Source organism: Flavobacterium agri (assembly GCF_013401995.1).
In the GTDB taxonomy this organism is placed as follows: Bacteria; Bacteroidota; Bacteroidia; order Flavobacteriales; family Flavobacteriaceae; genus Flavobacterium; species Flavobacterium agri.
Genome location: NZ_JACBJI010000001.1, coordinates 433,675 through 459,254 on the forward strand (window position 1 = coordinate 433,675; position 25,580 = coordinate 459,254).

The 25,580-nt window shown below is 47.2% G+C and carries 26 protein-coding genes, 1 other RNA gene and 1 pseudogene; 16 read left to right on the plus strand and 12 right to left on the minus strand.

The genetic code is table 11. The annotated features are described in order from the left end of the window. Positions 1–152 precede the first annotated feature (152 nt). Positions 153–1,079 carry a hypothetical protein gene (locus tag HZF10_RS02115; protein ID WP_176004519.1) on the plus strand — a complete coding sequence of 309 codons (927 nt, stop codon included), beginning with the start codon at positions 153–155 and terminating at the stop codon, positions 1,077–1,079. Positions 1,080–1,354: 275 nt separating this feature from the next. On the opposite strand, the gene HZF10_RS02120 is transcribed toward HZF10_RS02115, so the two are convergent. Then, the gene (locus HZF10_RS02120; protein WP_176004520.1) at positions 1,355–1,816 is read right to left on the minus strand and encodes an NUDIX hydrolase; all 462 of its coding nucleotides are present in this window, start codon (positions 1,814–1,816) and stop codon (positions 1,355–1,357) included. Between the two features lie 113 nt (positions 1,817–1,929). Here HZF10_RS02120 and HZF10_RS02125 point away from each other — a divergent pair, with 113 nt between their 5' ends. Together HZF10_RS02125 and HZF10_RS02130 are read left to right on the plus strand one after the other, a co-directional pair. Continuing rightward, entirely contained in the window at positions 1,930–2,364 is a 435-nt protein-coding gene (locus tag HZF10_RS02125) for a glycine zipper 2TM domain-containing protein (protein WP_176004521.1), read from the plus strand. 84 nt (positions 2,365–2,448) lie between these two features. After that, a pseudogene (locus HZF10_RS02130) lies at positions 2,449–3,693 on the plus strand (flavin monoamine oxidase family protein); the annotation flags it as partial. On the opposite strand, the gene HZF10_RS02135 reads toward HZF10_RS02130, so the two are convergent. The 3 genes from HZF10_RS02135 to HZF10_RS02145 all read right to left on the minus strand — a co-directional run bounded on the left by HZF10_RS02135 (position 3,685) and on the right by HZF10_RS02145 (position 7,060). Further along, entirely contained in the window at positions 3,685–5,034 is a 1,350-nt protein-coding gene (locus HZF10_RS02135; protein ID WP_176004523.1) for a GH1 family beta-glucosidase, read from the minus strand. The pseudogene HZF10_RS02130 and the gene HZF10_RS02135 sit on opposite strands and share 9 nt — an antisense overlap. Before the next feature lie 157 nt (positions 5,035–5,191). After that, positions 5,192–5,524, minus strand: a complete 333-nt coding sequence (locus HZF10_RS02140) for a hypothetical protein (protein ID WP_176004524.1) — start codon at positions 5,522–5,524, stop codon at positions 5,192–5,194. 111 nt (positions 5,525–5,635) lie between these two features. Further along, entirely contained in the window at positions 5,636–7,060 is a 1,425-nt protein-coding gene (locus HZF10_RS02145) for an L-serine ammonia-lyase (protein ID WP_176004525.1), read from the minus strand. 178 nt (positions 7,061–7,238) lie between these two features. Here HZF10_RS02145 and HZF10_RS02150 point away from each other — a divergent pair, with 178 nt between their 5' ends. Continuing rightward, positions 7,239–7,943 (plus strand): hypothetical protein, encoded by a 705-nt coding sequence (locus tag HZF10_RS02150; RefSeq protein WP_176004526.1) that lies wholly within the window; start codon positions 7,239–7,241, stop codon positions 7,941–7,943. 111 nt (positions 7,944–8,054) lie between these two features. Beyond that, positions 8,055–9,947, plus strand: coding sequence for a molecular chaperone DnaK (gene dnaK, locus HZF10_RS02155; RefSeq protein WP_176004527.1), 1,893 nt, complete (start codon positions 8,055–8,057; stop codon positions 9,945–9,947). 117 nt (positions 9,948–10,064) lie between these two features. Here the strand turns inward: dnaK and HZF10_RS02160 are convergent, their stop codons facing one another. Then, on the minus strand, positions 10,065–10,688 hold the full coding sequence (locus HZF10_RS02160; protein ID WP_176004528.1) for a hypothetical protein: 624 nt from the start codon (positions 10,686–10,688) through the stop codon (positions 10,065–10,067). Between the two features lie 47 nt (positions 10,689–10,735). On the opposite strand from HZF10_RS02160, the gene HZF10_RS02165 reads away from it, so the two are divergent. Further along, complete coding sequence (locus tag HZF10_RS02165; RefSeq protein ID WP_176004529.1) at positions 10,736–11,332, plus strand: hypothetical protein; 597 nt, start codon at positions 10,736–10,738, stop codon at positions 11,330–11,332. A gap of 45 nt (positions 11,333–11,377) precedes the next feature. On the opposite strand, the gene HZF10_RS02170 is transcribed toward HZF10_RS02165, so the two are convergent. Beyond that, a complete protein-coding gene (locus HZF10_RS02170; RefSeq protein ID WP_176004530.1) occupies positions 11,378–12,091 on the minus strand; it encodes a carboxypeptidase-like regulatory domain-containing protein in 714 nt (237 codons plus the stop codon). A gap of 115 nt (positions 12,092–12,206) precedes the next feature. Then, positions 12,207–13,253, minus strand: a complete 1,047-nt coding sequence (locus HZF10_RS02175; protein WP_176004531.1) for a glutaminyl-peptide cyclotransferase — start codon at positions 13,251–13,253, stop codon at positions 12,207–12,209. A gap of 89 nt (positions 13,254–13,342) precedes the next feature. Here HZF10_RS02175 and ffs point away from each other — a divergent pair. Together ffs and HZF10_RS02185 are read left to right on the plus strand one after the other, a co-directional pair. Further along, positions 13,343–13,441, plus strand: an RNA gene (gene ffs, locus HZF10_RS02180) — signal recognition particle sRNA small type. Between the two features lie 86 nt (positions 13,442–13,527). Beyond that, positions 13,528–13,887, plus strand: coding sequence for a VOC family protein (locus HZF10_RS02185; protein WP_246282441.1), 360 nt, complete (start codon positions 13,528–13,530; stop codon positions 13,885–13,887). A 3-nt stretch (positions 13,888–13,890) separates the two neighbouring features. Here HZF10_RS02185 and HZF10_RS02190 read toward each other — a convergent pair whose 3' ends face one another. Beyond that, positions 13,891–14,325: a DUF3276 family protein gene (locus tag HZF10_RS02190; protein WP_176004532.1), complete on the minus strand. Its 435-nt coding sequence runs from the start codon at positions 14,323–14,325 to the stop codon at positions 13,891–13,893. 174 nt (positions 14,326–14,499) lie between these two features. Here HZF10_RS02190 and HZF10_RS02195 point away from each other — a divergent pair, with 174 nt between their 5' ends. The 3 genes from HZF10_RS02195 (at position 14,500) to fsa (ending at position 17,001) form a co-directional block, all read left to right on the plus strand. Beyond that, the gene (locus tag HZF10_RS02195; protein ID WP_176004533.1) at positions 14,500–15,300 is read left to right on the plus strand and encodes an SDR family oxidoreductase; all 801 of its coding nucleotides are present in this window, start codon (positions 14,500–14,502) and stop codon (positions 15,298–15,300) included. Position 15,301: 1 nt separating this feature from the next. After that, entirely contained in the window at positions 15,302–16,060 is a 759-nt protein-coding gene (locus HZF10_RS02200) for a class I SAM-dependent methyltransferase (protein ID WP_176004534.1), read from the plus strand. A gap of 284 nt (positions 16,061–16,344) precedes the next feature. Then, positions 16,345–17,001 (plus strand): fructose-6-phosphate aldolase, encoded by a 657-nt coding sequence (fsa, locus tag HZF10_RS02205; protein ID WP_176004535.1) that lies wholly within the window; start codon positions 16,345–16,347, stop codon positions 16,999–17,001. 100 nt (positions 17,002–17,101) lie between these two features. Here fsa and HZF10_RS02210 read toward each other — a convergent pair whose 3' ends face one another. Further along, positions 17,102–18,544, minus strand: a complete 1,443-nt coding sequence (locus HZF10_RS02210) for a TlpA family protein disulfide reductase (RefSeq protein WP_217703330.1) — start codon at positions 18,542–18,544, stop codon at positions 17,102–17,104. A 159-nt stretch (positions 18,545–18,703) separates the two neighbouring features. Here HZF10_RS02210 and HZF10_RS02215 point away from each other — a divergent pair, with 159 nt between their 5' ends. Then, a complete protein-coding gene (locus HZF10_RS02215; RefSeq protein ID WP_176004536.1) occupies positions 18,704–20,320 on the plus strand; it encodes an ABC-F family ATP-binding cassette domain-containing protein in 1,617 nt (538 codons plus the stop codon). 28 nt (positions 20,321–20,348) lie between these two features. Here HZF10_RS02215 and HZF10_RS02220 read toward each other — a convergent pair whose 3' ends face one another. The 3 genes from HZF10_RS02220 to HZF10_RS02230 form a co-directional block, all read right to left on the minus strand. After that, a complete protein-coding gene (locus HZF10_RS02220) occupies positions 20,349–20,516 on the minus strand; it encodes a hypothetical protein (RefSeq protein WP_176004537.1) in 168 nt (55 codons plus the stop codon). Positions 20,517–20,612: 96 nt separating this feature from the next. Continuing rightward, the gene (locus HZF10_RS02225; RefSeq protein ID WP_176004538.1) at positions 20,613–22,031 is read right to left on the minus strand and encodes a sensor histidine kinase; all 1,419 of its coding nucleotides are present in this window, start codon (positions 22,029–22,031) and stop codon (positions 20,613–20,615) included. A 5-nt stretch (positions 22,032–22,036) separates the two neighbouring features. Beyond that, positions 22,037–22,501, minus strand: coding sequence for a response regulator (locus HZF10_RS02230; RefSeq protein WP_176004539.1), 465 nt, complete (start codon positions 22,499–22,501; stop codon positions 22,037–22,039). A gap of 115 nt (positions 22,502–22,616) precedes the next feature. Here HZF10_RS02230 and pyrR point away from each other — a divergent pair, with 115 nt between their 5' ends. From pyrR to HZF10_RS02250, 4 genes are all read left to right on the plus strand, one after another. Beyond that, positions 22,617–23,162, plus strand: a complete 546-nt coding sequence (gene pyrR / locus HZF10_RS02235) for a bifunctional pyr operon transcriptional regulator/uracil phosphoribosyltransferase PyrR (RefSeq protein ID WP_176004540.1) — start codon at positions 22,617–22,619, stop codon at positions 23,160–23,162. A gap of 3 nt (positions 23,163–23,165) precedes the next feature. Further along, complete coding sequence (locus HZF10_RS02240) at positions 23,166–24,092, plus strand: aspartate carbamoyltransferase catalytic subunit (protein ID WP_176004541.1); 927 nt, start codon at positions 23,166–23,168, stop codon at positions 24,090–24,092. A gap of 147 nt (positions 24,093–24,239) precedes the next feature. Then, positions 24,240–24,569: a ribonuclease Z gene (locus HZF10_RS02245; RefSeq protein ID WP_176004542.1), complete on the plus strand. Its 330-nt coding sequence runs from the start codon at positions 24,240–24,242 to the stop codon at positions 24,567–24,569. Positions 24,570–24,582: 13 nt separating this feature from the next. Next, positions 24,583–25,488, plus strand: a complete 906-nt coding sequence (locus HZF10_RS02250; protein ID WP_176004543.1) for a ribonuclease Z — start codon at positions 24,583–24,585, stop codon at positions 25,486–25,488. Positions 25,489–25,580: the final 92 nt, after the last annotated feature.

Below are 25,580 nucleotides of genomic sequence, written 5' to 3' on the forward strand. Positions count from 1 at the left end.
TGTACATTTGCCCATGATGCATATAGGGCGGTTTCGAATCCTGAAGGCAAAGTAATGTGCTGGAAGAGTGGAGATTGATGTGGAAATCCTGAAAATCCTGAACGTCCTGAAGTTGTCCTGAAAAATCCTGGAAAGTCCTAAAGATGTAGTGTATGGATGATTTTATTCTCTATAAGACTGAGCTTAAAAAATGGTATCATCACGTGAAGAATGGAGTTGATTCACGTTTTCTTTTGATGCCTGCACAAGCAAAACTTCGAAATCTCTGCATTCAAATTTGCCGTAACGGCAAAACTCAAGATTTGATTGGGTTCCGAAATTTTTTGGGATTCGATTTTGATCCTAATGCAATAAATAAAATCAAAGAGAGAACCGAAGATTTTAAAAAGATAGCCCGCTTCTTAAAAGACAAAAGCGTGCTCGCTGATCCTGAACCGGTAGAAATGCTGGCTGTCTTGATTGATTTTCCATATCGGCCTTATCAGAAATTTTTAGAAAACAAGGATAGGTTGGAAGATTTGTATACATCAGGGCCACCCGAAGTAGATGTTCCCTTTCCAGAGGTAAAAATTGATACTGAATCGAAAGAAGAAGGCGGTATTGATAAAACCGAAAAAAAGAAAAAGAAAAAAAAATACCCCATAATATTTATTTTCAGTAATGAAGGGAGAGCTCAAATACGTGAGTGGGGGAAAGCACATAAAAAAAGAATTGCCGCCGTCGCGGGGACAATTCTTATCTTGGGAACCGGGTTTTATGGTACAAAGCTATATCATCAAAAAGCAATCATACGATGGAATAAAGATCATTATGAAATAGCCAGCGATGGTAAAGTTTCCAGTCAATGGGACCAAATCGGCCTGATGGACACGGCACAATTCAAAGTTCGAAGGATTCGTGTCTATGATACCACGACCTTTTTCAAAAAAGGGAAGCCGATAATATGGTATTCCAGAAACAATGGGTACGAATTCTTTAACCATCCCGGATATCATCCTGTTTCCAGAGAAAACCTCAAGCCTGTATCGCAAAGAATTGCAACAAATGTGCACGATAGAGTAATCAAAATAGACTATTGAATAAATTTCGTTATAAGGGAGTTCTTTACATATAAGTTACAAGGAGAAGATGTCATTCAAGATACTTAAAAGCATATGATTAGTTGTTGACAGACTATTTGAAGAATCCTCAAGATTTTTACCTTATTCTTCGTGAGGCTAAGCCTACTCAAAGCGTACTCAAAGCCTACTCAAAGCGTACTCAAAGGGTAGTCAAAGTGCACTCAAGTGCAACTTCACCCCAAAACCCATCCGTTGAAGATTCCGCAAAAATCCATCCCGTAACAAACAAAGCGTCAACTATCTTCAACCAACCGCCTTACCTCCAAAAGAAAACCCCGCTGCGCCTCATTCACCTTCTCCAAACCTTCCTCCAACGTAAACCAACCCGCCTTGTCCACTTCGGGTATTTCCAGTTTACGCCCCGTTTTGGGCGGCGATTCGATCTCGAATGTATTGCTCACAGTATTTTCGGCGTCGACGTATTTCTCCAAAGCCCAGGCGTGTACGGTTTTCCCCGATCTGAGCTTTACGGATTCCAGTTTCCTGAAGTCCGAATCGGGTTTCAGAACATGTCCCGTTTCCTCACGTAATTCGCGTATCGCGGCCGAAAGCGGTTCTTCGTCCGATGAAAATTCCCCTTTCGGGATCGACCAGGCGCCCAAATCCTTGTTCTTCCAGAAAGGCCCGCCCGGATGCACCAAAAAGAAGCGCAGCGGATCGGTTTGATAAAGCAATATGCCGGCCGATTGTTTCATATCCAAATATAACCAATCGAAAGCCCGATGTAAAACTTTCCGAAAATCGTATAACATGATCCTAAAACCGCGGCACTACTTTTGGCTTGATAACCTGACAAAACGAAAGTATCATGAAAAAGTTAGCCATACTATTGATCACGGCGCTGGCCTTTACGGGATGTAAGGACATGGCCGCCGAAAAAGCCCAACAGGATCAACAACGCGAGCTCGATTCGATTAAACTCGTCATGGAGCAGCAAAGAGCAGAGCAGGAACGCCAGCGCGTCATCGATTCGATGGATGCCGTAGCCGCCGCACGTGAGGCCGAAGCCCGACGTGTAGCCGCGAACAACAACGCAACCGCAGCCGCTCCGGCCGCCCAAAAGAAAAAAGGGCTTAGCGGAGCCGCGAAAGGAGCGTTGATCGGTGCGGGTGCGGGTGCGATCACGGGTGCTTTGGTCGATAAGAAAGGACCCGAAGGCGTGATCGTAGGTACGCTCGGCGGTGCCGCGGTAGGTGCGGGTGCGGGAGCCGTCATCGAAGACAAGAGCAAGAAGAAAAAATAACCGCAATAACTCTCTATATATATTTGACCTCGTCAAAACGAAGACCGGACCCGAAAAGTCCGGTTTTTTGTTGAACTTTGGGCGAGCGAAACCAGTATGAAAACAATAGTTATCGGAGCCGGGGCGGCAGGTCTTATGGCCGCCTATGAACTTTCCCGAAAAGGAGTCGACGTTATCGTGTTAGAAGCCGAAAACCGCATCGGAGGCCGCGCGCATACTTTTACTCCAAGCGGATTTGCGAATTTTATCGAGGCCGGTGCCGAATTCATCCACGGTAGTTTGCCGCTCACGTTGCGTCTGATGAAAAAGGCAAAGCTCGAATATGCAGAAGCTTCGATGAACATGGACGCATTTCGCAACGGCAAGTTCGTTACGGCGTTCCATTCGCCGTATTGGGAAGCGTTCGAGACCAAAGCGTTTGAGCTGAAGCGCGATTGTACATTGTCGGAATTCTTCGACCGTCATTTTTCGGATGCCAAATACGATCAATTGCGCAAAGAAGCGTTCGAAATGGGGCAAGGACTCGATCTGGCCGATCCTCAAAGACTCAGCGTATTCTGCATCCGCGACGAATGGACGAGTACCGAAACCCAATACAGACCCGTCTCGGGATATGCGCCGTTGTTCGGATTTTTGGCCGATGAGGTCTCACGGAATCACGGCAAAATCCTGCTCGATCATAAAGTACGACACATCCGATGGGAAAAAGGCAATGTGGAAGTACAGACGAATAACGGCAGCTTTTCGGCCGATGCGGTAATCGTCACCACGACGCTGGGCAATCTTCAAAAACGCACCATTTCATTCGAACCTGCTTTCGACGATCGTTTTTTCGACGCCGTCGGATTCGGAGAGGTCATCAAGATCCTTATGGAATTCGAGTTCCCGTTTTGGGAAAAAACCCATCCCGAACTCGGTTTCCTGTTCACCGAAGACGAGTTCACGTTCTGGACGCAACTGTCGCTCAAACGTCCGTTGCTCACAGGTTGGATCGGCAATGACAGGGCATCCGAAATTGCAAAAAAGGACGATGAAACTATAGTCGAATTGTTATTGTCGAAACTCGATGAAGCCTTTCCCAAAGCCGATGTCCGCAAAATAGTGAGAGCCAAAGCCGTGTTCCGATACACGAAAAGCGAACCCACGAACGGCGCTTATTCGTGGACGATGCCCGAAAGCAAAAAAGCGGTCAGCCAAATCAACAAAGGCATTGCCGATACGGTATGGTTCGCGGGTGAAGCCTTCGAACGCACGGGCGATGTCGGAACGGTAGAAGCCGCGTTTGGCAGCGGCCGTTACATCGCACGCAAAATCCTCAAACTAAAGTGAATCTTTGGCCGAAAGGAAATCGGAATACCATTTTCCCGAATCTTTGATCGTTCGCTGTTGGTTTTCGAAGTCGACGTGCACCAAGCCGAAACGCGCGTCGTAGCCTTCGGCCCATTCGAAATTGTCGGTGAGCGTCCACACGAAATAACCGTCTACATTAACGCCTTCAGATTTGGCACGCAGCAATTCACCGAGGTGGCGTTTGATGTAATCGGTTCGTCTTTCATCATGTACTTTTTCATGTGAAACCGTATCGCGAAAAGCCGCGCCGTTTTCGGTAACCAATATTTTTGGCATGTTGGCATAAGACGAAAACCGCTTCAGGAGTTCGTACATCGATTCCGGATAAATTTCCCAACCCATTTCGGTAAAAGGTACACCGCGCTTGGCCGCACCGATGATTTTGGCTCTCACATATGGCGTGAACACGGACGATTTCACCATTTCACGCGTATAACACTGCAATCCGATGAAATCAAAATCGAATGCCATCGCTTCCTCGTCGCCGGGCTTCCTATATTGCCTGATTTTTCGAAGTACGGGCAAATCGTCCGTCGGATAACCCAAACCCAGCAACGGTTCGATAAAACTGCGGTTGAGCAACGTATCGACACGTTTCGCAGCCGAAATATCGCTTTTTTTATTCGAATTCGGGGTGATGTGAGTACATGAGAAAGTAGTGCCGATATGTGCATGTGGAAGTTCCGATTTCAAGATTTTTCCGCCCGAAGCAGTCGCCAGAACCGCATGATGCATGGCTTTGAGGAAATTGGGCAATCCACGTCTTCCAGGCGCGTGTACACCCAAGAAGTAACCAGCGCCCGTAAACACCGACGGTTCGTTCATCACCATCCAATCGTGTACGCGATCCCCGAAATGCCGCGCACAAAATGCCGCGTATTCCGAAAACCAATCTACGATATCGCGATTCGTCCAGCCGCCTTTGAGTTCGAGTGCGTGCGGCAAATCCCAATGGTAAAGCGTGACCCAGGGCGAAATGCCTTTTTCAAGCAGTGAGTCGATTAGACGGTCATAGAAAGCGATGCCTTTAAGGTTCACCGGACGCGTGCCGTTCGCGAAAATGCGCGGCCAGCTTAACGAAAACCTGAAATTAGGAATATTGAGTTGTTGCAGCAGATTGAGGTCGCGCTCCGGATTTTGGTAAAAATCACACGCGGTTTTGGCGTGATGGCCGTTTTTGACGCGCCCTTTGGCATCGGTAAACACATCCCAAATGGAAAGTCCTTTACCATCAAGGTCGTGTGCGCCTTCGGTTTGGAATGCGGCCGTGGAAACACCCCATACGAAATCCTGTCCGAAATCGGAGCGGTTCAGGTCCATTCAGGAGTCAGTGCAAAAAAGAAGATTGCAAAGCCCTTTTGAAAAGCCAATTCCTTAAAAAGGCGGGTAATATCTTAAACAGCAGTGACATGCGATTTTTTATGGCAAGTTACTACCGAAGACGTTTTGCAGACGTAAAGCGAAGATTATAAAAAGGTTAGCTTCTGTTGGCGAAAGGTTTCCCTTTCAAGCCTTTTTTGTGCGCCTTTTTCCAAATCAATTGGCAGGCGATGACCGACAGGAACAATACGAACAGGAAAATACTCAACATGAAAAATGTCGAATGCGGCATGATGTGGCTCACGTGTTCGATCTTGGCTTCGATGTCGACCAGTTTGGGGCCGGCGAAAAGCAATGCGATCTGACACACGCTGTTGATACGTGTAATTAGGGAATACGGAACTTTCAACAGGCCGGCAATACTGAAGCTTCCCAAGATAAGTTGGCTTACGATCGGCAATACGAGGATGATGACGACTACATGGAACATGATGCTGCGATTTGAAGTGGATTTCAGAAAACGGTTTCCGCAATATGGATATCGGAATATCCCACGTTTAAATTACGAATTATTTCGTTTCGCAGCAATAATTTTGAACGATCAGCAATCGGCCATGTTCACGGCGATCGCAAGACCGCCTTCTGAAGTTTCCTTGTATTTGGCGTTCATGTCTTTTGCGGTCTGCCACATCGTATCGACGACTTTGTCGAGCGGGACTTTAGCGTTTTTGGCATCGGTCTCAAGCGCGAGTTCGGCCGCATTGATGGCTTTGATCGCACCCATGGTGTTGCGTTCGATGCACGGGATCTGTACAAGTCCGCCAATCGGGTCACAGGTAAGCCCCAAATGGTGTTCCATCGCGATTTCGGCCGCCATCAATACTTGCTCGGGAGTTCCGCCGAGCAATTCGGTAAGCGCGCCTGCCGCCATTGCCGAGGAAACGCCGATTTCTGCCTGACATCCGCCCATAGCCGCTGAAATGGTCGAACCTTTCTTGAAAATACTGCCGATTTCGCCGGCGACCATGAGGAATTTCTTGATGTGTTCCTCATTGGCCGTGTGGTTTTCGATGACCATGTAATACATCAGGACCGCCGGAATCACGCCCGCGCTTCCGTTTGTAGGTGCGGTCACGACACGTCCCAAAGAAGCGTTGACTTCATTGACCGCAAGCGCGAAACAGCTTACCCATTTGAGGATCGAGCGGAATTTTACTTCGGTTTTACGGATGGTTTCAAGCCATTGTTGGGGCGTCTCGTAATTCGAAAGCCCGATCAGATTCTGGTGCATGTCGAAAGCGCGACGCCTCACGTTGAGCCCGCCGGGCAAAATCCCTTCGGAATGGCAACCGATGTACATGCATTCGAGCATGGTGTTCCAAATACGCATCAACTCGTGGTCGATATCGCTTTCGGAGCGCATCGATTTCTCGTTTTCGTACACGACTTCCGAAATCGACTTGCCCAAATCACTGCAATAGGCCAGAAGCTCGTCGGCTTTTTGGATCGGGTACGGGAACGAGCATTTGATCGCTTCCTTGGCCTTGGCGTTCGGTCGGTCTTCCTTGACCACAAAACCGCCGCCTATCGAATAGAACGTAGACTCGTATCCGGCATCGCCATAATAAGCCGTAAACTTGAGCCCGTTGGCGTGGAAAGGCAGGAAATCCTTGTGGAAAACGATGTCCATAAGGAAAGAAAACGCGATGGTTTTCTCGTTGCCGAGTACGATCTCGTTGTTGTTTTCTATGTTTTTGATGATACCCGAAATGTTCTCTACCGGAATGTATTCGGGATCTTGCCCGCTCAAGCCCAACATGACGGCCAAATCGGTTGCGTGGCCTTTTCCGGTAAGGGAAAGCGAACCGTATAAGTCTACTTTTACGCGTTCGACCGTGTCAAAAATTCCCATTTCGCGTATTTCGGAAAGGAAACGTTCGGCCGCGCGCCACGGGCCTAAAGTGTGTGAACTCGACGGTCCGACGCCGATCTTGAGCATGTCAAAGACGGAAATGCATTCTTCCATAACTGTAGTTGATAAAACCGATGGGGCTTTGGTGCAAATATAATAACGGAAGTTGCTAAATCGATTTCGTTTTTGAGGAATGTTAGGAATTCGCAATAACGATTTAACGATTGCGTAAAAATCAAACGCAAGATCGTGATGGCGTGATTGTTGGTCGGCGATGGCAAAACCTTACGAGATGAACAGACAAAACCAGATCAGAATTTTAAGTTGGGCCGCGGTCCTGCTTTTGTTCGCGCCTATGTACCGTCAATGCAACGGCGGGAGATCCAACCCAGAAAAACCGGCGGAAGAAGCTTATCCCGTAGAACAGGTAGAGGCAATAAACGAAGATTCGCTTTCTGCAAGCGAGATTGATTCTTTGGAGAAACTTAAGCAGACAGTCGAATCCCAACTTGTTGAATGTCCGCCTTATCAAGAAGAAAACGAGAAAACGCAAACCGAGATCGTGCTCGAGTTCGCAGAGCATTACATGTTGGACCCGTTTCGTGTTTATGATGGTGACAATGCTTACGAGATGGCCTATTACGGAGCATTGGAGATATGGAATTATCTTTCGGACATCCAAAAATCAAACGCCGACTTCCGTAAAGAATCGGCCAAGTCGAAGCAGATTTCGATTTGCCAGACTTTGCGGTTCGTGAGTTTTTTTGTTATCGTGTTCCAAACGTGGCTCGTCGCTATTTTCGTCGACAGAAGAAAAAAACTAGGCATGCGGCTTATGTATTCGAATATGGTCTTTCTGGCTATTGCAATCGTTACGATCTTTCCCGATCCTTGGTTCGAAACCTGGAATCAGATCAAATGGGGATTTTATGCATACATCGCGATCCAACTTGTCTTGTTTTTCCTGACCTGGAAAGCGCATTCAGACGAATCTTAAGCCATCGGATGTCATCTTGTCATATCTAACTGACAATTTCCCTCTTGGCACAACAATTGACTAAAAGCGTCCGAGTAATTAAAACACACACGCAAAATAAAACACAGTATTATGGGAAAAATAATCGGAATTGACTTGGGTACGACCAACTCCTGCGTAGCCGTAATGGAAGGCAGCGAGCCGGTGGTAATCCCGAACTCGGAAGGAAAACGCACCACGCCTTCGGTAATCGCTTTCGTTGAAGGCGGCGAAATCAAAGTGGGCGACCCTGCAAAACGCCAGGCGGTGACGAATCCTAAGAAGACAGTCGCTTCCGTAAAGCGTTTCATGGGTAACAAATACTCTGAATCACAAAATGAGGCCGGACGCGTTCCTTACTCTGTCGTGAAAGGCGACAACGACACCGCCCGCGTCGACATCGACGGACGTTTGTACACGCCTCAGGAATTGTCTGCGATGACACTTCAGAAAATGAAAAAAACGGCCGAAGACTATCTTGGGCAATCGGTAACCGAAGCGGTCATTACCGTTCCGGCTTACTTCAACGATGCACAGCGTCAGGCGACGAAAGAAGCGGGCGAGATCGCGGGCTTGAAAGTGATGCGTATCATCAACGAGCCGACCGCGGCGGCTTTGGCATACGGTCTTGACAAAAAAGCGATCGACCAGAAAATTGCCGTATACGACCTTGGTGGCGGTACGTTCGATATCTCGATCCTCGAATTGGGTGACGGTGTTTTCGAAGTATTGTCTACGAATGGTGACACACACCTTGGCGGTGACGATTTCGACCAGGTGATCATCGATTGGCTCGCAGACGAGTTCAAGTCGGAAGAAGGTGTCGATCTGCGCCAGGATCCGATGTCGTTGCAACGTTTGAAAGAAGCGGCCGAAAAAGCGAAAATCGAGTTGTCTTCATCGGCACAGACCGAGATCAACTTGCCATACGTTACGGCTACGGCTTCAGGACCGAAGCACTTGGTGAAAACCTTGACGCGCGCGAAATTCGAGCAATTGGCCGACAATTTGGTGAAGCGTTCTATGGATCCGGTTGCCAAAGCTTTGAAAGATGCCGGTTTGTCTAAATCGGATATAGACGAAGTGATTTTGGTAGGTGGTTCTACACGCATCCCGAAAATCCAGGAAGAAGTAGAGAAATTCTTCGGAAAGAAACCGTCGAAAGGCGTTAACCCTGACGAAGTTGTAGCGATTGGTGCCGCAATTCAAGGTGGTGTTTTGAGCGGAGACGTAAAAGACGTACTTCTTTTGGACGTGACACCGCTTTCTCTCGGAATCGAGACGATGGGTGGCGTAATGACCAAATTGATCGAATCGAACACCACAATCCCAACCAAAAAATCGCAAGTGTTCTCGACAGCCGCAGACAACCAGCCAAGCGTGGAAATCCACGTATTGCAAGGGGAGCGTTCTATGGCGACCGACAACAAAACCATCGGCCGTTTCCACTTGGACGGTATTCCGCCAGCGCCAAGAGGCGTTCCTCAGATCGAGGTGACGTTCGACATCGACGCCAACGGTATCATCAAAGTATCGGCTACCGATAAAGGTTCGGGCAAATCGCACGACATCCGTATCGAGGCTTCATCGGGCTTGACCCAGGAAGAAATCGAGAAAATGCGTAAAGATGCCGAAGCGAACGCCGACGCCGACAAGCAATTGAAGGAAAAAGCCGAAAAGCTGAACGAGGCCGACAGCATGATCTTCCAGACCGAAAGTCAGTTGAAAGAACTTGGCGATAAGCTTTCTGAAGGCAACAAGTCGAACATCGAGGCTGCTTTGGGCGAATTGAAAACGGCTTACGATTCGAAAGATCTGGACGTGATCCAGGTCGCTCTCGACAAAGTGAACGCCGCTTGGAAAACCGCATCCGAAGAAATGTACAAACAAGGGGAAGCCGCACAAGGCCAACCGCAGCAAGAAGCGCCACAAGGTGAAAGCCAAGGCGACAACGTGCAGGATGTAGATTACGAAGAAGTTAAATAATCTATTTCAGATTTTGACGTTATAACATTAGACGTTGAGTCGAATGCAGGAAAACCGGATTGGAAACAGTCCGGTTTTTTTATTCAATAAGCAATAAGCAATAAGCAATAAGCATGATTAATCCTCGTCTGCGAATTTGTTGAGTTTCGGTTGCATGATCCACAACCCGACGGCGAAAAACCAAATCAGGAAGAATTCACCGATGTAATCGTTGAGTATGGCTTCGCGTTTCAATTCGACCGATTTTATCGTCTTGGCCACGAAATACTGGCAGTAGAACAGGCAGAACATCGCAAAAAGATGCACGGGAAAGAACAGCATGACGAACACGAAAAACGAATCCACGTCTAAATCGGGATTGAAGTTCTGGTCGAACGTAATCTGACTGAAGAACCACGATATGCTGCCCATAAGCATCAACATATAAAGTATCGGAAAGAAGAAAAAGAAATAAAAACGCCCGAGTTTAAGTGCAGGAACTTCACTCACTTTTGGGTTCAATAATCTTGCGGTACTAAACATCCAGCCGTATTGTCCGAACATGAAAAGCAGCATGATTGCAGGGAAAAATCTAAATATAAGGAACGGATTACCACTTCCAATGGAATACGCAAATGTCCCGATGTAGATCCCGAAAGGAATCACTACAGCCAAAACGAAAAGTTGCCAATGCTTGAGTTTGAGGAAAAATTTCATGAGTGATATGCGGTATAGGTTCGCATCGAAGATACAAATTAACATTCGCCCATTTCTTATTTTCGTATTTTGCCCTAAAATCCAACTTAACTATGAAAAAAACCATTTTGTTTGCCCTGATACTATTGTTTACTGCCTCTATCGGCGTTGCCCAAAAGTCAAAAAAAGCTAAAGGCAAGGCCAAAGCTTCGGTGGCGGCCGGACCAAAGTCGCTTGCCAAAGCCGATAACCTGACCGCGAACTACGCAAAAAGCGAATTATTCCTTACCGTAAACGGAGTCGCGAGCGATACCATAAGCCTTAGAAAGAACGGCATCAGCGATCCGGCACAAGTCGCGATCAACCCGATCTCGTGCGGCGGCCAAAAGCTGTATTGCGTGACCTGGACCGAAAACAAAAAGACGGGCGACATCAAGACCAAGCAAGAAGACGTGACTCAAAAACATACGATGATCGTAGACGTAGCCTCGAAATCGAAAGTGCTTGCCAATATCGAAAGTGCGAACCACATTACCGAAAAGGTCTACCTTTCTGCCGACAAATACGTTTCGGAAACACAGGAAAAGGTGAGGAGGGAAGGCTTCGAATGCGCCTTGCAACCCGACGGGACTGTCGTTTTGAAGAACAAATCGACACAAACCAAACTGGTTTACGACGCGGCTACCAAGAAATTCGTCGCCAAGAAATAATCGATACCCAATTAAAAAAGAAGGCTTCCTTTTGGAGGCCTTTTTTTATCGGAACCAGTTGCGGACGTGGTAATACGTCCTTTTTATAAGGTTTGGACGCGTAGTGGTCACGATTACGCCAATCGTGACATAACCATCCTCGAGAACCGCATCGCAGGTTTGTGAAGTCCCGATTTGTATCGATTTCTCCTTCATTCCCACAAACGAGAACGTCAAGGTATCGCCGGTTTTGGCCTCGATGCTGTATTTCCCGTCAGCATCGGTTTGAACGCTCATTTTGTCGTCTTTGGCTACGATCGCGCCAGGCAAAGGTCCGTTGGCGTCCGAAACCGTTCCCGAAATGATACTTTTCTTGTTTTGGGGATTCGGTTTTCCGACAATCGCCACTTCGCCTTTTACGAGGATGGGTTGTTCCCGTTCGACTTGCTGCAATGGGGCTCCTACCAACAGTACAGCATCGGGTTTCTCTTTTTCCTGCGCTTGTGCCGAAGCCATAGAGAGCAATCCCAAAACGCCCGTTGCGGCGATAGACCAGGCCGTCGATTTTTCTTTTTGTTCGACGATTTCGCGTTCGAGTTGTGAAGGAAGAAAGCGTCCGCACGCCTCATCGGACTTGCGGAGTATCGCGATGATTTCGCGGTCGGACGCCATTGTGAAGTCGTGAGCTTTTTTTTGGCAGGAAGAGCAAAACCGGCCTTTCTCGACTTGGGTCATTTCGTGCCAGTTCTCGTGGCAAGGTTTCGGAACGGAAATGTGCATTTTACGGTTGGGTTTTTATTATAGGGATGAACCCGCGCACAAAAAGGTTGGAATCGGCATAAAAAAAGCGGAATCTTTCGAATCCGCTTTGTATTTTCTGCTTCTGCCCGAAGTCTTACTTTACCTTAATCTCAAACATCTTATCCCAATTCTTACCCGTCACGAAAAACGTCTTGGTATTCGAATTGTACGCGATGCCGTTGAGTACTTCCGATGCCGGATTTCTCAATTCCTTGCGAAGGTTCACGAGGTTCAGGATGGCTTCTACGGCTCCGGTTTTAGGATCGACAACCGCGATCGCGTCTTTTTGCCAGATGTTACCGTAGATTTTTCCGTCTACGTATTCCAATTCGTTCACGCTCTTGATCTTGCCCGAAGTTGAATAAACGTTCACGAAATCGAGCATTTTCTGGGTTTTTGGATCCATGCGCCAGATTTTTTCGGTTCCGTCCGATTGGTAGATGTACAGGCCGTCGTTCGTCATGCCCCAACCTTCGATCTTCTTGTCGTAGCTGAACGTCTTGACGCGTTTGAAATTGCCCGGATCGTAAATGAATCCAACATTCGATTGCCAGGTGAGTTGAAACAATTGTCCGTTGATGACCGTGATGCCTTCGCCGAAATACTGGCGCTCCAAATCGGTTTGCCTGAACGCTTTTCCGGTTTTGAGATCGACTTTGCGGATGAACGATTTCCCGTTCTGTCCCGTACTCTCATATAAAGTATCCTTATAGAATTCGAGGCCTTCCGTAAACGAAACCGTATCGTGAGGATAGGTTCTCACAACTGTATATTCCAACAATTTCGGTTCGATGCTCGACACGACTTCTACGCGCGATTTGATTTCCTGTCCTGTCGTTTCTCCGTCAAAATAAACGATGGCTTTGAGTTGTTGGTAACCGAGTTTGGCGTCGGCCAGCGAAAAATCGGTCTTGCCGATGCCTTTTACCGAAGCGATGCGTTTGTCGTTGGCGAAATAAGCGATGCTGTCGATGGTTTTGCCTTCCGGATTCGCAATTTCAAGGCTTACCGTTTCACCGATCTTGTATGTCGGTTTGAATTTTGAATCATCGAACGAAAAGTTTTTTTGACCTTTGTCGTCTTCTTTGCAGCCGTTCATCGCAAGTGCTAAAAACATGGCTGCCAAAACGTTATATTTCATAGTGAGGATCATTTCTGATTATTCGCCCAAATCCTGTATTTATTGGTATTGCGGCCTTGCGAAAATACGAAAAGATTGTATATTTGCAACGGCAAGTCCTGCGCGACCAGCTCCTGTAGAATCCTCCAGGATGGGAACATAGCAAAGGTATATGGTTGTAGCGGTGCGACGCAGGTCGCTTGCCATTTTTTCTTTCTTTTGAAGTCTCCTTTTCGGGAGATTTTTTATTTGGAGCCGGTGCTAACTTGTACCTTTAAACCGTAAACTTCAAACCATGAAATTCTCTCCGATAATTCCGATGCTTTACACCAACGAGCTCGAAGCGACCATAGATTTTTATGTGAACGGCCTGGGCTTTACTTGCGGCGAGTACAACGAAGACTGGGGTTGGGCCGCGTTGCATTTGGGTGATTGCGAGATCATGCTTGCCAAACCGAACGAGCACACCTCTTTCCACAAACCGACTTTTACAGGAAGTTTTTACATCAAGACCGATTCTGTAGAAGTGCTTTGGGAGCGATTCAAGGATAAAGTCAACATCTGTTACGGGCTTGAGACATTCGATTGGGGAATGCGCGAATTTGCCGTTTACGACAATAACGGATATGTGATCCAGTTCGGACAGCAGGTTTAGGAGTCAGGCTCGTCTTCCGTACTTTTCGCGAAGCTCTAGTTTTTTGATGCGTGAGTTGATCGCGCCTGTGTTCCTCGCGAATATTTCGGAAAGTTCTTTCGTCTTTTTTCCTTCGCAGAACAATATTTCGAGTTTGTCATCTTCTTGCTGCGACCAGCGTCCATAAGCTTTTTGAGAAGTATTTGTTGTCGATGGTTTTTTGCGGTCAGCCTGATTTTTCGATTTGAGCATGTTGAAATCCTCAAGCGTTTTTTGAAACGTTTTGAAAAAGCCTTCCATGTCTTCTTCAAAAATTATGAGCCTGTGGTGTTCGAAACCGGAAGCCGTTTTCTTGCTTTCGGAAATCTTCAGGTAGAGATTGCCGTTTTTGCTTTTGTTGATGTCGAAAAAAAAGGTGCGATGGCCTCTCGTCATTTTGAGGGAGGAAATTTCTTTCATAGCGGTTGTGGCTTCCTTTATTCGGTTCTTCTCAAAGCTATCGACTTTCATCGTGGTGTGATTACAGTTTTTCTGTATCAAATGTTAAACGTTTTGCGAAATCTTTGGCATTCGATAGAGCCTGTTATTCTAAAAATAATTCGGAATTTTGTTACCGGACAAAATTGCTGATCCATGAAAACCATTCTGATTACGGGTGCTTCATCCGGCTTAGGCAAAGCCATAGGCGAATATCTTTTCCACAAAGGACACAACGTTTTCGGCACGAGCCGCAATCCTGAAAAAGTGACGAATTCGCTTTTTCCGTTGCTTGCTCTCGATCTCAACAAACCCGAAACCATTGCGCATTGCGTGGAGAAAGTGATGTCGATTTCGGGTCGTATCGATGTTCTAGTGAACAACGCCGGAGTCGGAATTCTCGGACCACTTGAAGAAATTCCTACGGACGAATTGCGCAACCATTTCGAAACGAATCTTTTCGGTCCGATCGAAGTCATGAAGGCCGTGATTCCGCACATGCGTGGGCAACGTTCGGGACACATCATCAATATAACGTCGATCGCGGGTTATATGGGATTGCCATTCCGCGGCGCGTACTCGGCTTCGAAAGGCGCATTGGAATTGCTCACCGAAGCGATCCGAATGGAAGTCAAGGCGTTCGGCATAGAAGTCTGCAACCTCGCTCCCGGCGAATTCGCTACCGATATCGCCTCGCGCCGATATTACACCCCTTTGTCGCCGGCCTCGCCTTATGCAGAAGTGTACGGAAGGACGATCGATTTGGTGAACCAGCACGTAGATTCGGGAGACGATCCGATCGTCGTCGCTCACGAAATCGAAAAGATCATGAATACCGCAAACCCAAACGTGCATTATAAGGTTGGGCCGTTCTTATCGAAGTTTTCGATCGTACTGAAACGCATCCTTCCGGACAAGCGGTACGAAAAAATACTCATGAAACACTACAAATTGTAACATGAAAGACGCATCCTACGATTATCAAGGTTTAGCCGACGGATATGCGAATCATCGCAAAACGGACGAACGCATCGCGAAATATGTTTTAGAAGCTTTGGGCGATGCCGAAACAATCTTGAACGTGGGAGCGGGCGCGGGTTCGTATGAACCCGAAGATAAATATGTCATGGCGGTGGAACCTTCGTCTACGATGCGTGCACAACGTATCGAAAAAGGGAAGTCGCCTGCAATAAACGCTTTTGGTGAAGATTTGCCTTTTGACGACAATGCGTTCGACGCGGTCATGGCGATGGTTACGATCCATCATTGGCCGAATATTGCGAAAGGCTTGCGGGAACTCAAGCGCGTGGCCCGTAAAAGAGTCGTTGTCATGAGTTTTGATCCGGGAGCGTTTGCCGTTTATTGGAATTCGGATTATTTCCCCGAAATGGTCGAAGCCGAAATCAAGCGCTTTCCTAAAATAGATGCGATTATCGACTATTTTGGAGAGAATTGCGAAGTCATAGACATTCCGGTGCCTTTTGATTGTACCGACGGTTTCCGCGAAGCGTTTTACGGACGGCCCGAAATGTTCCTGAATCCCGACGTGAGAAAAGCGCAATCAGCTTGGGCATTGATTTCTAAGGAACTTGAGTTGAAGTGTATCGAGCGGCTAAGAGAAGAATTGGAATCGGGCGAGTGGGACAGGAAATACGGGCAGTTGCGCAACACGCCTTTTATAAACGGTTGTTTGAAACTAGTGGTTGCGAATAAATAAATGTTTAAAGTACACTTATTTTAATTTCATTTGTGACAGATGGGAAATAAGTCGTAATTTTGGGCTGAGTTTGCGTTTGCCTGAAAAGGCCTGTTCGCTACGCTCAAGTGGGATACTTGCATTTGTTTGAGCTCTTTATTAAACCTCAAAGGTTTTCAAAACCTTTGAGGTTTGTAAAAGCGAGTGCAAGTAGCCCGACGGTGGCTAACCATACGAGATTCCAAACAGGATTTTCCTGCCGCCGGAACGCCCAAAAAAGAATTTGAACACACAATATCCATACTATGAAATTTTTTATCGATACGGCTAACCTTAGCGAAATCAAAGCAGCTCAGGAACTTGGGGTTCTTGACGGAGTGACCACGAACCCTTCGCTTATGGCAAAGGAAGGCATCACGGGTACAAACAACATCCTGAAGCACTATGTCGACATCTGCAATATTTCGGATGGTGACGTGAGTGCCGAAGTCATCGCCACCGACTACGAAGGCATGATCAAGGAAGGCGAGGAGCTTGCCGAATTGCACGAAAGGATCGTCGTGAAATTGCCGATGACGAAAGACGGCGTGCGCGCTTGTAAATATTTCTCTTCGAAAGGCGTGAAAGTGAACGTGACTTTGGTGTTTTCGCCAGGTCAAGCGCTTTTGGCCGCGAAGGCCGGTGCGACTTACGTTTCTCCGTTTATCGGGCGTTTGGACGATATTTCTACGGACGGTTTGAACCTGATTGCCGAAATCCGCGAGATTTATGACAATTACGGATATGAGACGGAAATCCTTGCGGCTTCGGTACGTCATACGATGCACATCGTGAACTGCGCGAAAATTGGAGCCGACGTGATGACGGGGCCGCTTTCGGCGATTTTAGGTTTGTTGAAACACCCGTTGACCGATATCGGTTTGGCTCAGTTTATTGCTGATTACCAGAAAGGGAATAAATAATTTTATTCTTTATTTTAATTATTTATTCGGAATAAAAAACGGGACGTCCTGATTAAAAAGGATGTCCCGTTGTATTTTTACATAAACAATAAAAAATAAATCAATTGGTCGTCAACGCATGGTTGAATGGACGCGCGTCGAGTTCTGCCTCGAAGTTCACATCGAAAAGATTCGCGAATGCATTTTTGATTGTGCCGTCCTGATTGGTAATGATCGTACGATGAATTTTAGTGATCGCCCATTTGTCTTTCGTGTCCTGAAAATCTTTGCAGCGCATTTCGACAACGCCAGGAAATCTGTTCGCGGATAGGATTTGCGCCCATTTTTCAGCATCGTCATCAACGTTTACGGCCACGAATTGGTAATCGGGATGGCGTAATTTGAAATCGATGACTTTGCGGTGTGCAGCCCTAAAATGCGATTCGAGTTTTTGTGTCCAACAGAAAAACACGGTCTTTTTGCCGTTGAAAGACGAGGAAGGAACGGTTTTGCCGTCCAATCCTACCAATTGTACCGATGGCAAGCGATTACCCGATTTCAATTGCTGGATCGCAAGCCCAATTTTATTGATCTCGTTCTTTTTGCTGTTGTCGGTAGAAAATTTATGGAACATCTCGAGGAACTTGTGGTTGTTCTCCATGTTCTGGTCTTCGAGAAGATACGTGAAGGCGATGTTATTGAGGATGATATTCTTGACTTTTTCGTCCTTGATCAGCGTATCCGCAATCTGTAGTTTGTTGACGTTGGTCTTGAGCGCCAGGTCGACTTCGCTGAAATGGTTGTGGTAATTGATCGCGGCCATATTGCCGAGCATATGCGACAGGTAATTGAGGTAAGGTGCGTAACCCGACAATTGCTCGTCGTTGAAATCCAGTTTTTTGCGATAGGCGTAATACGAAGCAGGGATTTCGTCCGTCATGTCTTTTCCGGTGCGCACACGATGCACGATCGGATAAATTTCCTTCTTGGAATAGTAATGGAAATCGAGCGCGGCTTTGGCGAACTTGTCGAAATCGTCGCTCCATTTGATTTCGGCTTTTTTCTTTTCGTAGAATTTGTTTGAAGCCTCATACGATGAATCCGCCGCTTTTTCGAAGCCTTTCACGTCGAGATCGAAAATAGGGTAGAACTGGTTTTTGTCGGATTCGTTGCGCAGGTACATTTCCATGAGGAAATTGTTCTTCTGGTCGCCTCGTCCGCAAAACACCACCGATTCGTCGAAGTCGCGCGCATTGACGCGAACCATCAGACTGTCGTTCTTATCGAAATAAACGTATTGGTATTCAGGATCATGTCGGAAAGAATACAAACCCGGAGTAAGCGAATCGAATTCCTTGAAGAACGTATTGTTTTCCTTGAGCGGAATAGTGTCGATGACCTCGCCGTCTTTGCAGAACAATACGTAACGGTTCACCGGGTTCAGGACTTCTCCGCCAAAATAAGCGGTGTAGTCCTTTCGGCCGAACTTCTTTTCACACGACATCATCAGCATCATTGCGGCACACGGCACAACCAGTGATCGTATCACTTTCAAATCGTACATAAAGACAAGGGATAGGAAACAAAAATATGTTTGTGGTACTAAAATTTTTGTTAAGGCATAGTTAAAAGTAGGCGTTCCGTTTTTAGCACACCGGGACAAGGCCAAACTGCATTTAATTTGCTACTTTTGCCGCACGTTTTTTAAAAGCCATTACACAAGATGTTAACAGTAAATAATTTATCGGTACAATTTGGCAAGCGCGTGTTGTTCGACGAAGTGAATACCGTGTTTTCGGACGGAAACATATACGGTGTCATCGGAGCCAACGGTGCCGGAAAATCTACCTTCCTTAAAATAATCGCGGGCGACCAGGATCCGACTTCGGGAAATATTTTCCTCGAGCCGGGCAAGCGCATGTCTGTATTGAACCAGAACCACAACATGTTCGACGACCACACGGTTCTCGAGACGGTGATGATGGGCAACAAGGAACTTTACAAAGTCAAGACCGAAATGGACGCTTTGTATGCCGATTACGACGACAAGAACGCCGACCGCATCGGGGAACTTCAGGTGCGTTTCGAGGAAATGAACGGGTGGAACGCCGATTCGGACGCGGCCACGATGCTTTCCAACCTCGGTATCGGCGCTGATTATCATTATACGATGATGGCCGATCTTGACGGAAAACTCAAGGTACGCGTGCTTTTGGCACAGGCGCTTTTCGGTAATCCCGACGTGCTGATCATGGACGAACCAACGAACGACCTCGATTTGGAGACGATCACATGGCTCGAGAATTTCCTCGCCAATTATGAGAATACCGTTATCGTGGTATCTCACGACCGTCACTTTTTGGATGCCGTTTGTACACATATTTCGGATATCGACTTCGGAAAAATCAACCATTATTCAGGAAACTATACGTTCTGGTACGAATCGAGTCAGTTGGCCGCCAAACAGCGCGCCCAGCAGAACAAGAAGGCCGAGGAGAAAAAAGCCGAACTCGAGGAATTCATCCGTCGTTTCTCGGCTAACGTAGCCAAGTCCAAGCAGGCGACTTCTCGTAAGAAAATGATCGAGAAATTGAATATCGCCGACATCAAACCGTCGTCGCGTCGTTATCCCGCGATCATTTGGGAACAGGAACGCGAGGCTGGCGACCAGATTTTGAACATCAAGGATTTGGCGGCTTCGATTGAAGGCGAGACATTGTTCAAAAATGTAGACCTGAACATGGCCAAAGGCGATAAGATCGTGGTTTTCTCGAAGGATTCACGTGCCACGACCGCTTTCTACGAAATCCTCAACGACAAGCAAAAAGCAGATGCGGGTACGTTCGAATGGGGAATCACGACCACACAAGCCTATCTTCCGGTAGACAACCACGAATATTTCAACGTCGACTTAAATCTTGTCGATTGGCTGCGCCAATGGTCGAAAACCGAAGAAGAACGCGATGAAGTCTATGTTCGCGGTTTCCTTGGCAAAATGATTTTCTCCGGAGAGGAAGCGTTGAAATCGGCAAGAGTTTTGTCGGGTGGTGAAAAAGTGCGTTGTATGACATCGAAAATGATGATGCAGCGCGCCAACGTGTTGATGTTTGACGAACCGACGAACCACTTGGATCTCGAATCCATCACGGCTTTCAACAACTCGCTCAAGAATTTCAAAGGCTCAGTGTTGTTCACCACTCATGACCACGAATTCGCTCAAACCGTGGCGAATCGCGTTCTTGAATTGACTCCAAAAGGGGTAATCGATCGTTACATGACGTTCGACGATTACCTCGACGATCCAAAAATACAGGAACTCAGGAAGAAAATGTATTCATAAAAAAATCCCGGTCACAAGCCGGGATTTTTTATTTCCGGAATCTCGAAATAATGAAAATGATTACCGCGAGTATGGCGATCACGATAAAAATCCCGACGCCCATTCCTGCCTTGAAAATCCCCTCGATCAAATCGCAACTCGTCAAAGTAAGCGAACAAAGAAGTACAAATGCCGAATAAAGTGAAAAGCGTTTCATGGCTAGTTGTTTAAGGTTATGAAGTAAAGTTCCGAAAACGCCCAAGCCTTGCCCTTACAGCATTCGATATTTCTTTTGCAGAATTATTCCTATTAATTACGATGGGATGTAAATCGTGAAAGTAGCGCCTTTTCCCTCTGTTCCGTCGGCGAAAACATAACCTTCGTGATTCTCGACGATTTTTTTTACGATGGCCAATCCGATTCCCGTACCCGAATATTCCTCGCGCGTGTGAAGTCTTTGGAACACTTCGAAAATACGCTCTTTGTACGCTGGATCGAATCCGATGCCGTTGTCGGCAACCGTGATTTTTGAAAACGATTTTTGCGTTTGGTGACCGCCCGGGATTTCGCTTTCTGGTACCATTTGGTTTTCGATGACGATATGCGGCTTGACGTCGGCAGGCGTGAATTTGATCGCATTCGATACCAGATTGAGCAACAGTTGCCGGAATTGCGAACTGATGATCTTGATTTCCTTGTTTCCCTTGACCTCGATTTTTGCGTCTTTCGCATTGATTTCATCGACAAGTTCGTCCCTGACCTCATTCACAAGTAAATATAGGTCTTCATTTTTGGAAGGGAAAATCTCCTTGTTCACACGCGAATAGGCGAGCAAATCCTGAATGAGGTTCTGCAATCGGCTGGCGGCATCCTGTGTGCGTTTGAGATAGTTTTTTCCGGTGTCCGACAACGTTTCCTGGTCTTTGTCGAGAATTCGGCTGATGAACGTCTGCATCTTGCGCAACGGTTCCTGCAGATCGTGGCTCGAGATATAGGTGAACGACTCGAGTTCCTTGTTCATTTTGTCGAGCGATTTGTTGCGCTGCTCGAGCGTGGCGTTGCGTTCGGTCAATTGCGACTGGCTTTCCTCGAGGTCGTCTCTCAACAAATTCGAGGTGTTGAGTTCGCGGTTTACCATGAAATACGAAGCGATCAACACCAAAAGTGCCGCTACGGTAAGAAACACGGTGAACAAAGGCGTGATGAGCATTTCCTCGTCGAGCGAGCGCCTGCGAAGTTTTGACAGCATGTCCTCTTCTGTGCTCATGTGCGAAACGTGGGCGCGGAGTTCCCCCATTATTTTACGCGCTTCTAGCCATTGCGGGATCTCGATTTTTTTGGTTTCCGATTGTTTGAGCAGATAGTGCATATAATCGATGCGTCGGTCTACGATTTCCCTGAGTTTGACCACATTCGCGCGTTGTGAATAATTGTCGTGGATGTGCGCGCTCAAACTGTCCATCTGGACATCGAGTTTTGCCAGCGTACGATCGAAACGGTCGATGTAAACGGAATCTTTGGTCAGGATGAATCCGCGATGGCCCGAATCGGCTTCCGAAACAGAAGTGTAGATATTTTCAAGATCGAGCTTTACCTGCGTGGTGTGGTTGACCATTTCGGACGTCTTGTGCAACGCGCTGATGCGCCAATACGAAAGCACCGAAAGCAACAGCAACAAAATGGCCGAGGAAATAAAAATGACGCGTATGCGGTTGATGCGGATATTGCCCATATTCCTCATGCGACAGTCACGACGAAACGTTCGCGTGAGGGTTTGCGGTTCAACTCTTCGGGCGCCAAAGACAACACATAAGCCAGTGTTTTTTTGAGAAGCGAAAACGACGAAGGTTTGGTCATGTAAAGATTGGCGCCTTCTTCATATACTTTCTCGATGATATCCGAACTGTTCGATGTCGTATAGATCACGATCGGGATTTGCCCGAATACAAGCGACTTCCGGATTTCGTGCAGGCATTCGAAACCGTTTTTCCGAGGCATGTTCAAATCGAGGAAAATGACTTCGGGTTTTTCATCGGCCGAAGCGTCGAGAGCTTGCATAAGCGTCACGCCGTCGCGGGCTATGGTCACATCTGCGTCGCATTTTACTTCTTCGAGCGCTTCGAGGAACAGCGAGCAGTCGTCGTTGTCGTCATCCGATAACAATATGTTGCGTTTTTGAGGCATGGCGTTAAAGGTAGGCAAGAAAGTTTCACAGGGCAAGTTTGTGATGGAAATTAGTGTTTGTTTAAACTTTGGATTGAAGACCGATTTTCTGGCAAAAATCCCTAACTTTACACCCCGAACACAACACGTCACTATGGGTCAGAAAATATTGCTCACCGCCAAGGAAGTCAATATCATCCTGCATCGCCTGGCTTGTCAGTTGATTGAAAAGCACCTCGATTTTTCCCAAACCCTTCTTATCGGAATCCAGCCACGCGGCTCGTTTTTGGCCGATCGCCTCAAATCGTTGCTCGAATCGGAATACGGAGTGAAGCAGGTGAACCTGGGCTATCTCGACATCACGTTTTTCCGCGACGATTTCCGCAGGCGCGAGAAACCGCTCGAAGCCAACTCGACCAAAATCGATTTCATCGTAGAGAACAAGAAGGTGATTTTCATCGACGACGTACTCTATACCGGACGCAGCATCAATGCGGCGCTCACGGCTCTGCAATCGTTCGGGAGACCTTCCGAAGTGGAGCTTTTGGTACTCATCGACCGTCGCTTCAGCAGACATTTGCCGATCCAACCCGATTATCGCGGACGTCAGGTCGACTCCATAAACGACGACAAAGTCAAGGTGAATTGGGTAGAGAATGAAGGAGAAGACGTTGTGTATTTGGTAAACAACAACAATTAAGGAATGGCCGAGTTAAGCGTAAACCATCTTTTAGGCATCAAGTACATCACCAAAGGCGATATCGACCTTATTTTCGAAACCGCCGACCACTTCAAGGAAGTCATCAACCGACCGATCAAGAAAGTGCCTTCTTTGCGCGACACCACGATCGCGAATATCTTTTTCGAGAACAGCACGCGCACGAAACTGTCGTTCGAATTGGCGCAGAAGCGTCTTTCGGCGGACGTGCTTTCGTTTTCGGCGGCCCAATCGTCGGTCAAGAAAGGGGAGACGCTTATCGATACGGTGAACAACATCCTCGCGATGAAAGTGGATATGGTCGTGATGCGGCATTCAAGCCCAGGAGCGGCGTATTTCCTTTCGCAGAACGTAAAGGCTTCGATCGTCAATGCGGGCGACGGCGCGCACGAACACCCGACGCAAGGTTTGCTCGATTCATTCTCGATCCGCGAACGATTGGGTGAAGTAGGCGGGAAGAAGGTCGTGATCGTGGGCGATATTCTGCACTCGCGCGTGGCCTTGTCGAACATCTACGCTTTGCAGATGCAAGGTGCCGAAGTGAAAGTGTGCGGACCGAAAACGTTGATTCCGAGATACATCGAATCGCTTGGCGTAAAAGTTGAACCCGATTTGAGAAAGGCTTTGGAATGGGCCGACGTAGCCAATATGCTGCGCGTACAGAACGAACGCCTTGATTTCAGTTATTTCCCGACCACACGCGAATACACCCAACAATACGGCGTCACGAAAGAGCTTTTGGATTCTTTGGACAAGGAAGTCGTGATCATGCACCCGGGACCGATCAACCGAGGCGTAGAGATCACTTCGGACGTGGCCGATTCACAACAATCTCTGATTTTGGATCAGGTGGAAAACGGGGTCGCGGTTCGTATGGCGGTGATTTATTTACTCGCTTCGAAGATTAAGTAATCGAAATCCAGACATGGGTTGACTATATAAAAGGATGCGATTGCGTCCTTTTTTTATTCGGATATTTTTCACCTCACAATTTCTGTGATCAGCTACCGCCATCTGCCACTGTCTTGCTATCTTTGTGAGTAACCAAAGAAGCGCGCCATGAAATGCGAGAACAAAGGCAATATCTGTATCATTAAGGACAATCAGGACGATATCACGGCTTTTCTGATGAAACTCACGCACGAACACAAAACGTTCGAGAAGCAAAACCTTATCGTAGACATTTCGAAGCATTCCGATATTTCGGTCAAGCAAATCAATGCGTTCCTGCCACTTTCGAAAGCTCACAAAAAAGGGAAGAAGTCTTTCGTAATCATTGCCGATGTCGATTTCAACAGCGTTTCGGACAAACTTGTGATCGTTCCGACACTGCAGGAAGCCCACGACATGATCGAAATGGACGAGATCGAGCGCGACTTGGGTTTTTGAACCGATAATTCCGATGAAACTGACCATACTTGGCTGTTATGCCGCCACGCCACGCACTTTTACCAATCCGACGTCACAGGTTCTCGAAATCAAGAACCGCCTTTTCCTGATCGATTGCGGCGAAGGTACGCAGGTGGAACTCAGGCGCAACAAGATCAAGTTTTCGAAAATCGAGCACATTTTCATTTCGCACCTTCACGGCGATCATTTATACGGGCTTATCGGATTGGTTTCGTCGTTTACGTTGCTCAATCGCACGGCCGATCTGCACATTTACGGGCCAAAAGGCATAAAAGAGATCATTTTGCTGCAACTCAGGCTCGCCAATTCGTTCACGGGTTACAATTTGTATTTCCATGAGTTGACGTCGGCCGAAAGCGAATTGGTTTACGAGGACGATAAAGTGACGGTTCATACGATTCCGCTAAAGCATCGCGTGTATACGAACGGTTACCTGTTCCGCGAAAAGATGGGAATCCGAAGACTCAATGCACAAGCTGCCGAAAATTACGGTGTGGACAAGGTGTATTATCGCAATATCGTTTTGGGAAAAGACATCCCGTTGGACGACGGCCGTATCATCCCGAATTCGGAGCTTACTTTTGAACCGGTTCCGCCCAAGAGCTACGCATTTTGTTCGGATACTATATATAATGAGGAAATAATCCCGATCGTGAAGAACGTCGATGTGCTATATCACGAGTCGACTTTTTTGGAATCGGAGGCCGAACTGGCGCATAAGACGATGCACGCGACGGCCATCCAAGCAGCGACGATCGCAAAACTCGCCGATGTGAAGACGCTGTTGCTTGGTCATTATTCGACGCGTTACGATTCGATAGAGAAATTCCGCGAAGAGGCGAATACTGTTTTTGAAAGCGTATGGCTTGCGGATGACGGATTAAGTTTTGATTTGTAATAGATGTAAGATGTAAGATGTGAGATGTGAGATGTGAGATGTGAGATGTGAGATGTGAGATGTGAGATGTGAGATGTGAGATGTGAGATGTG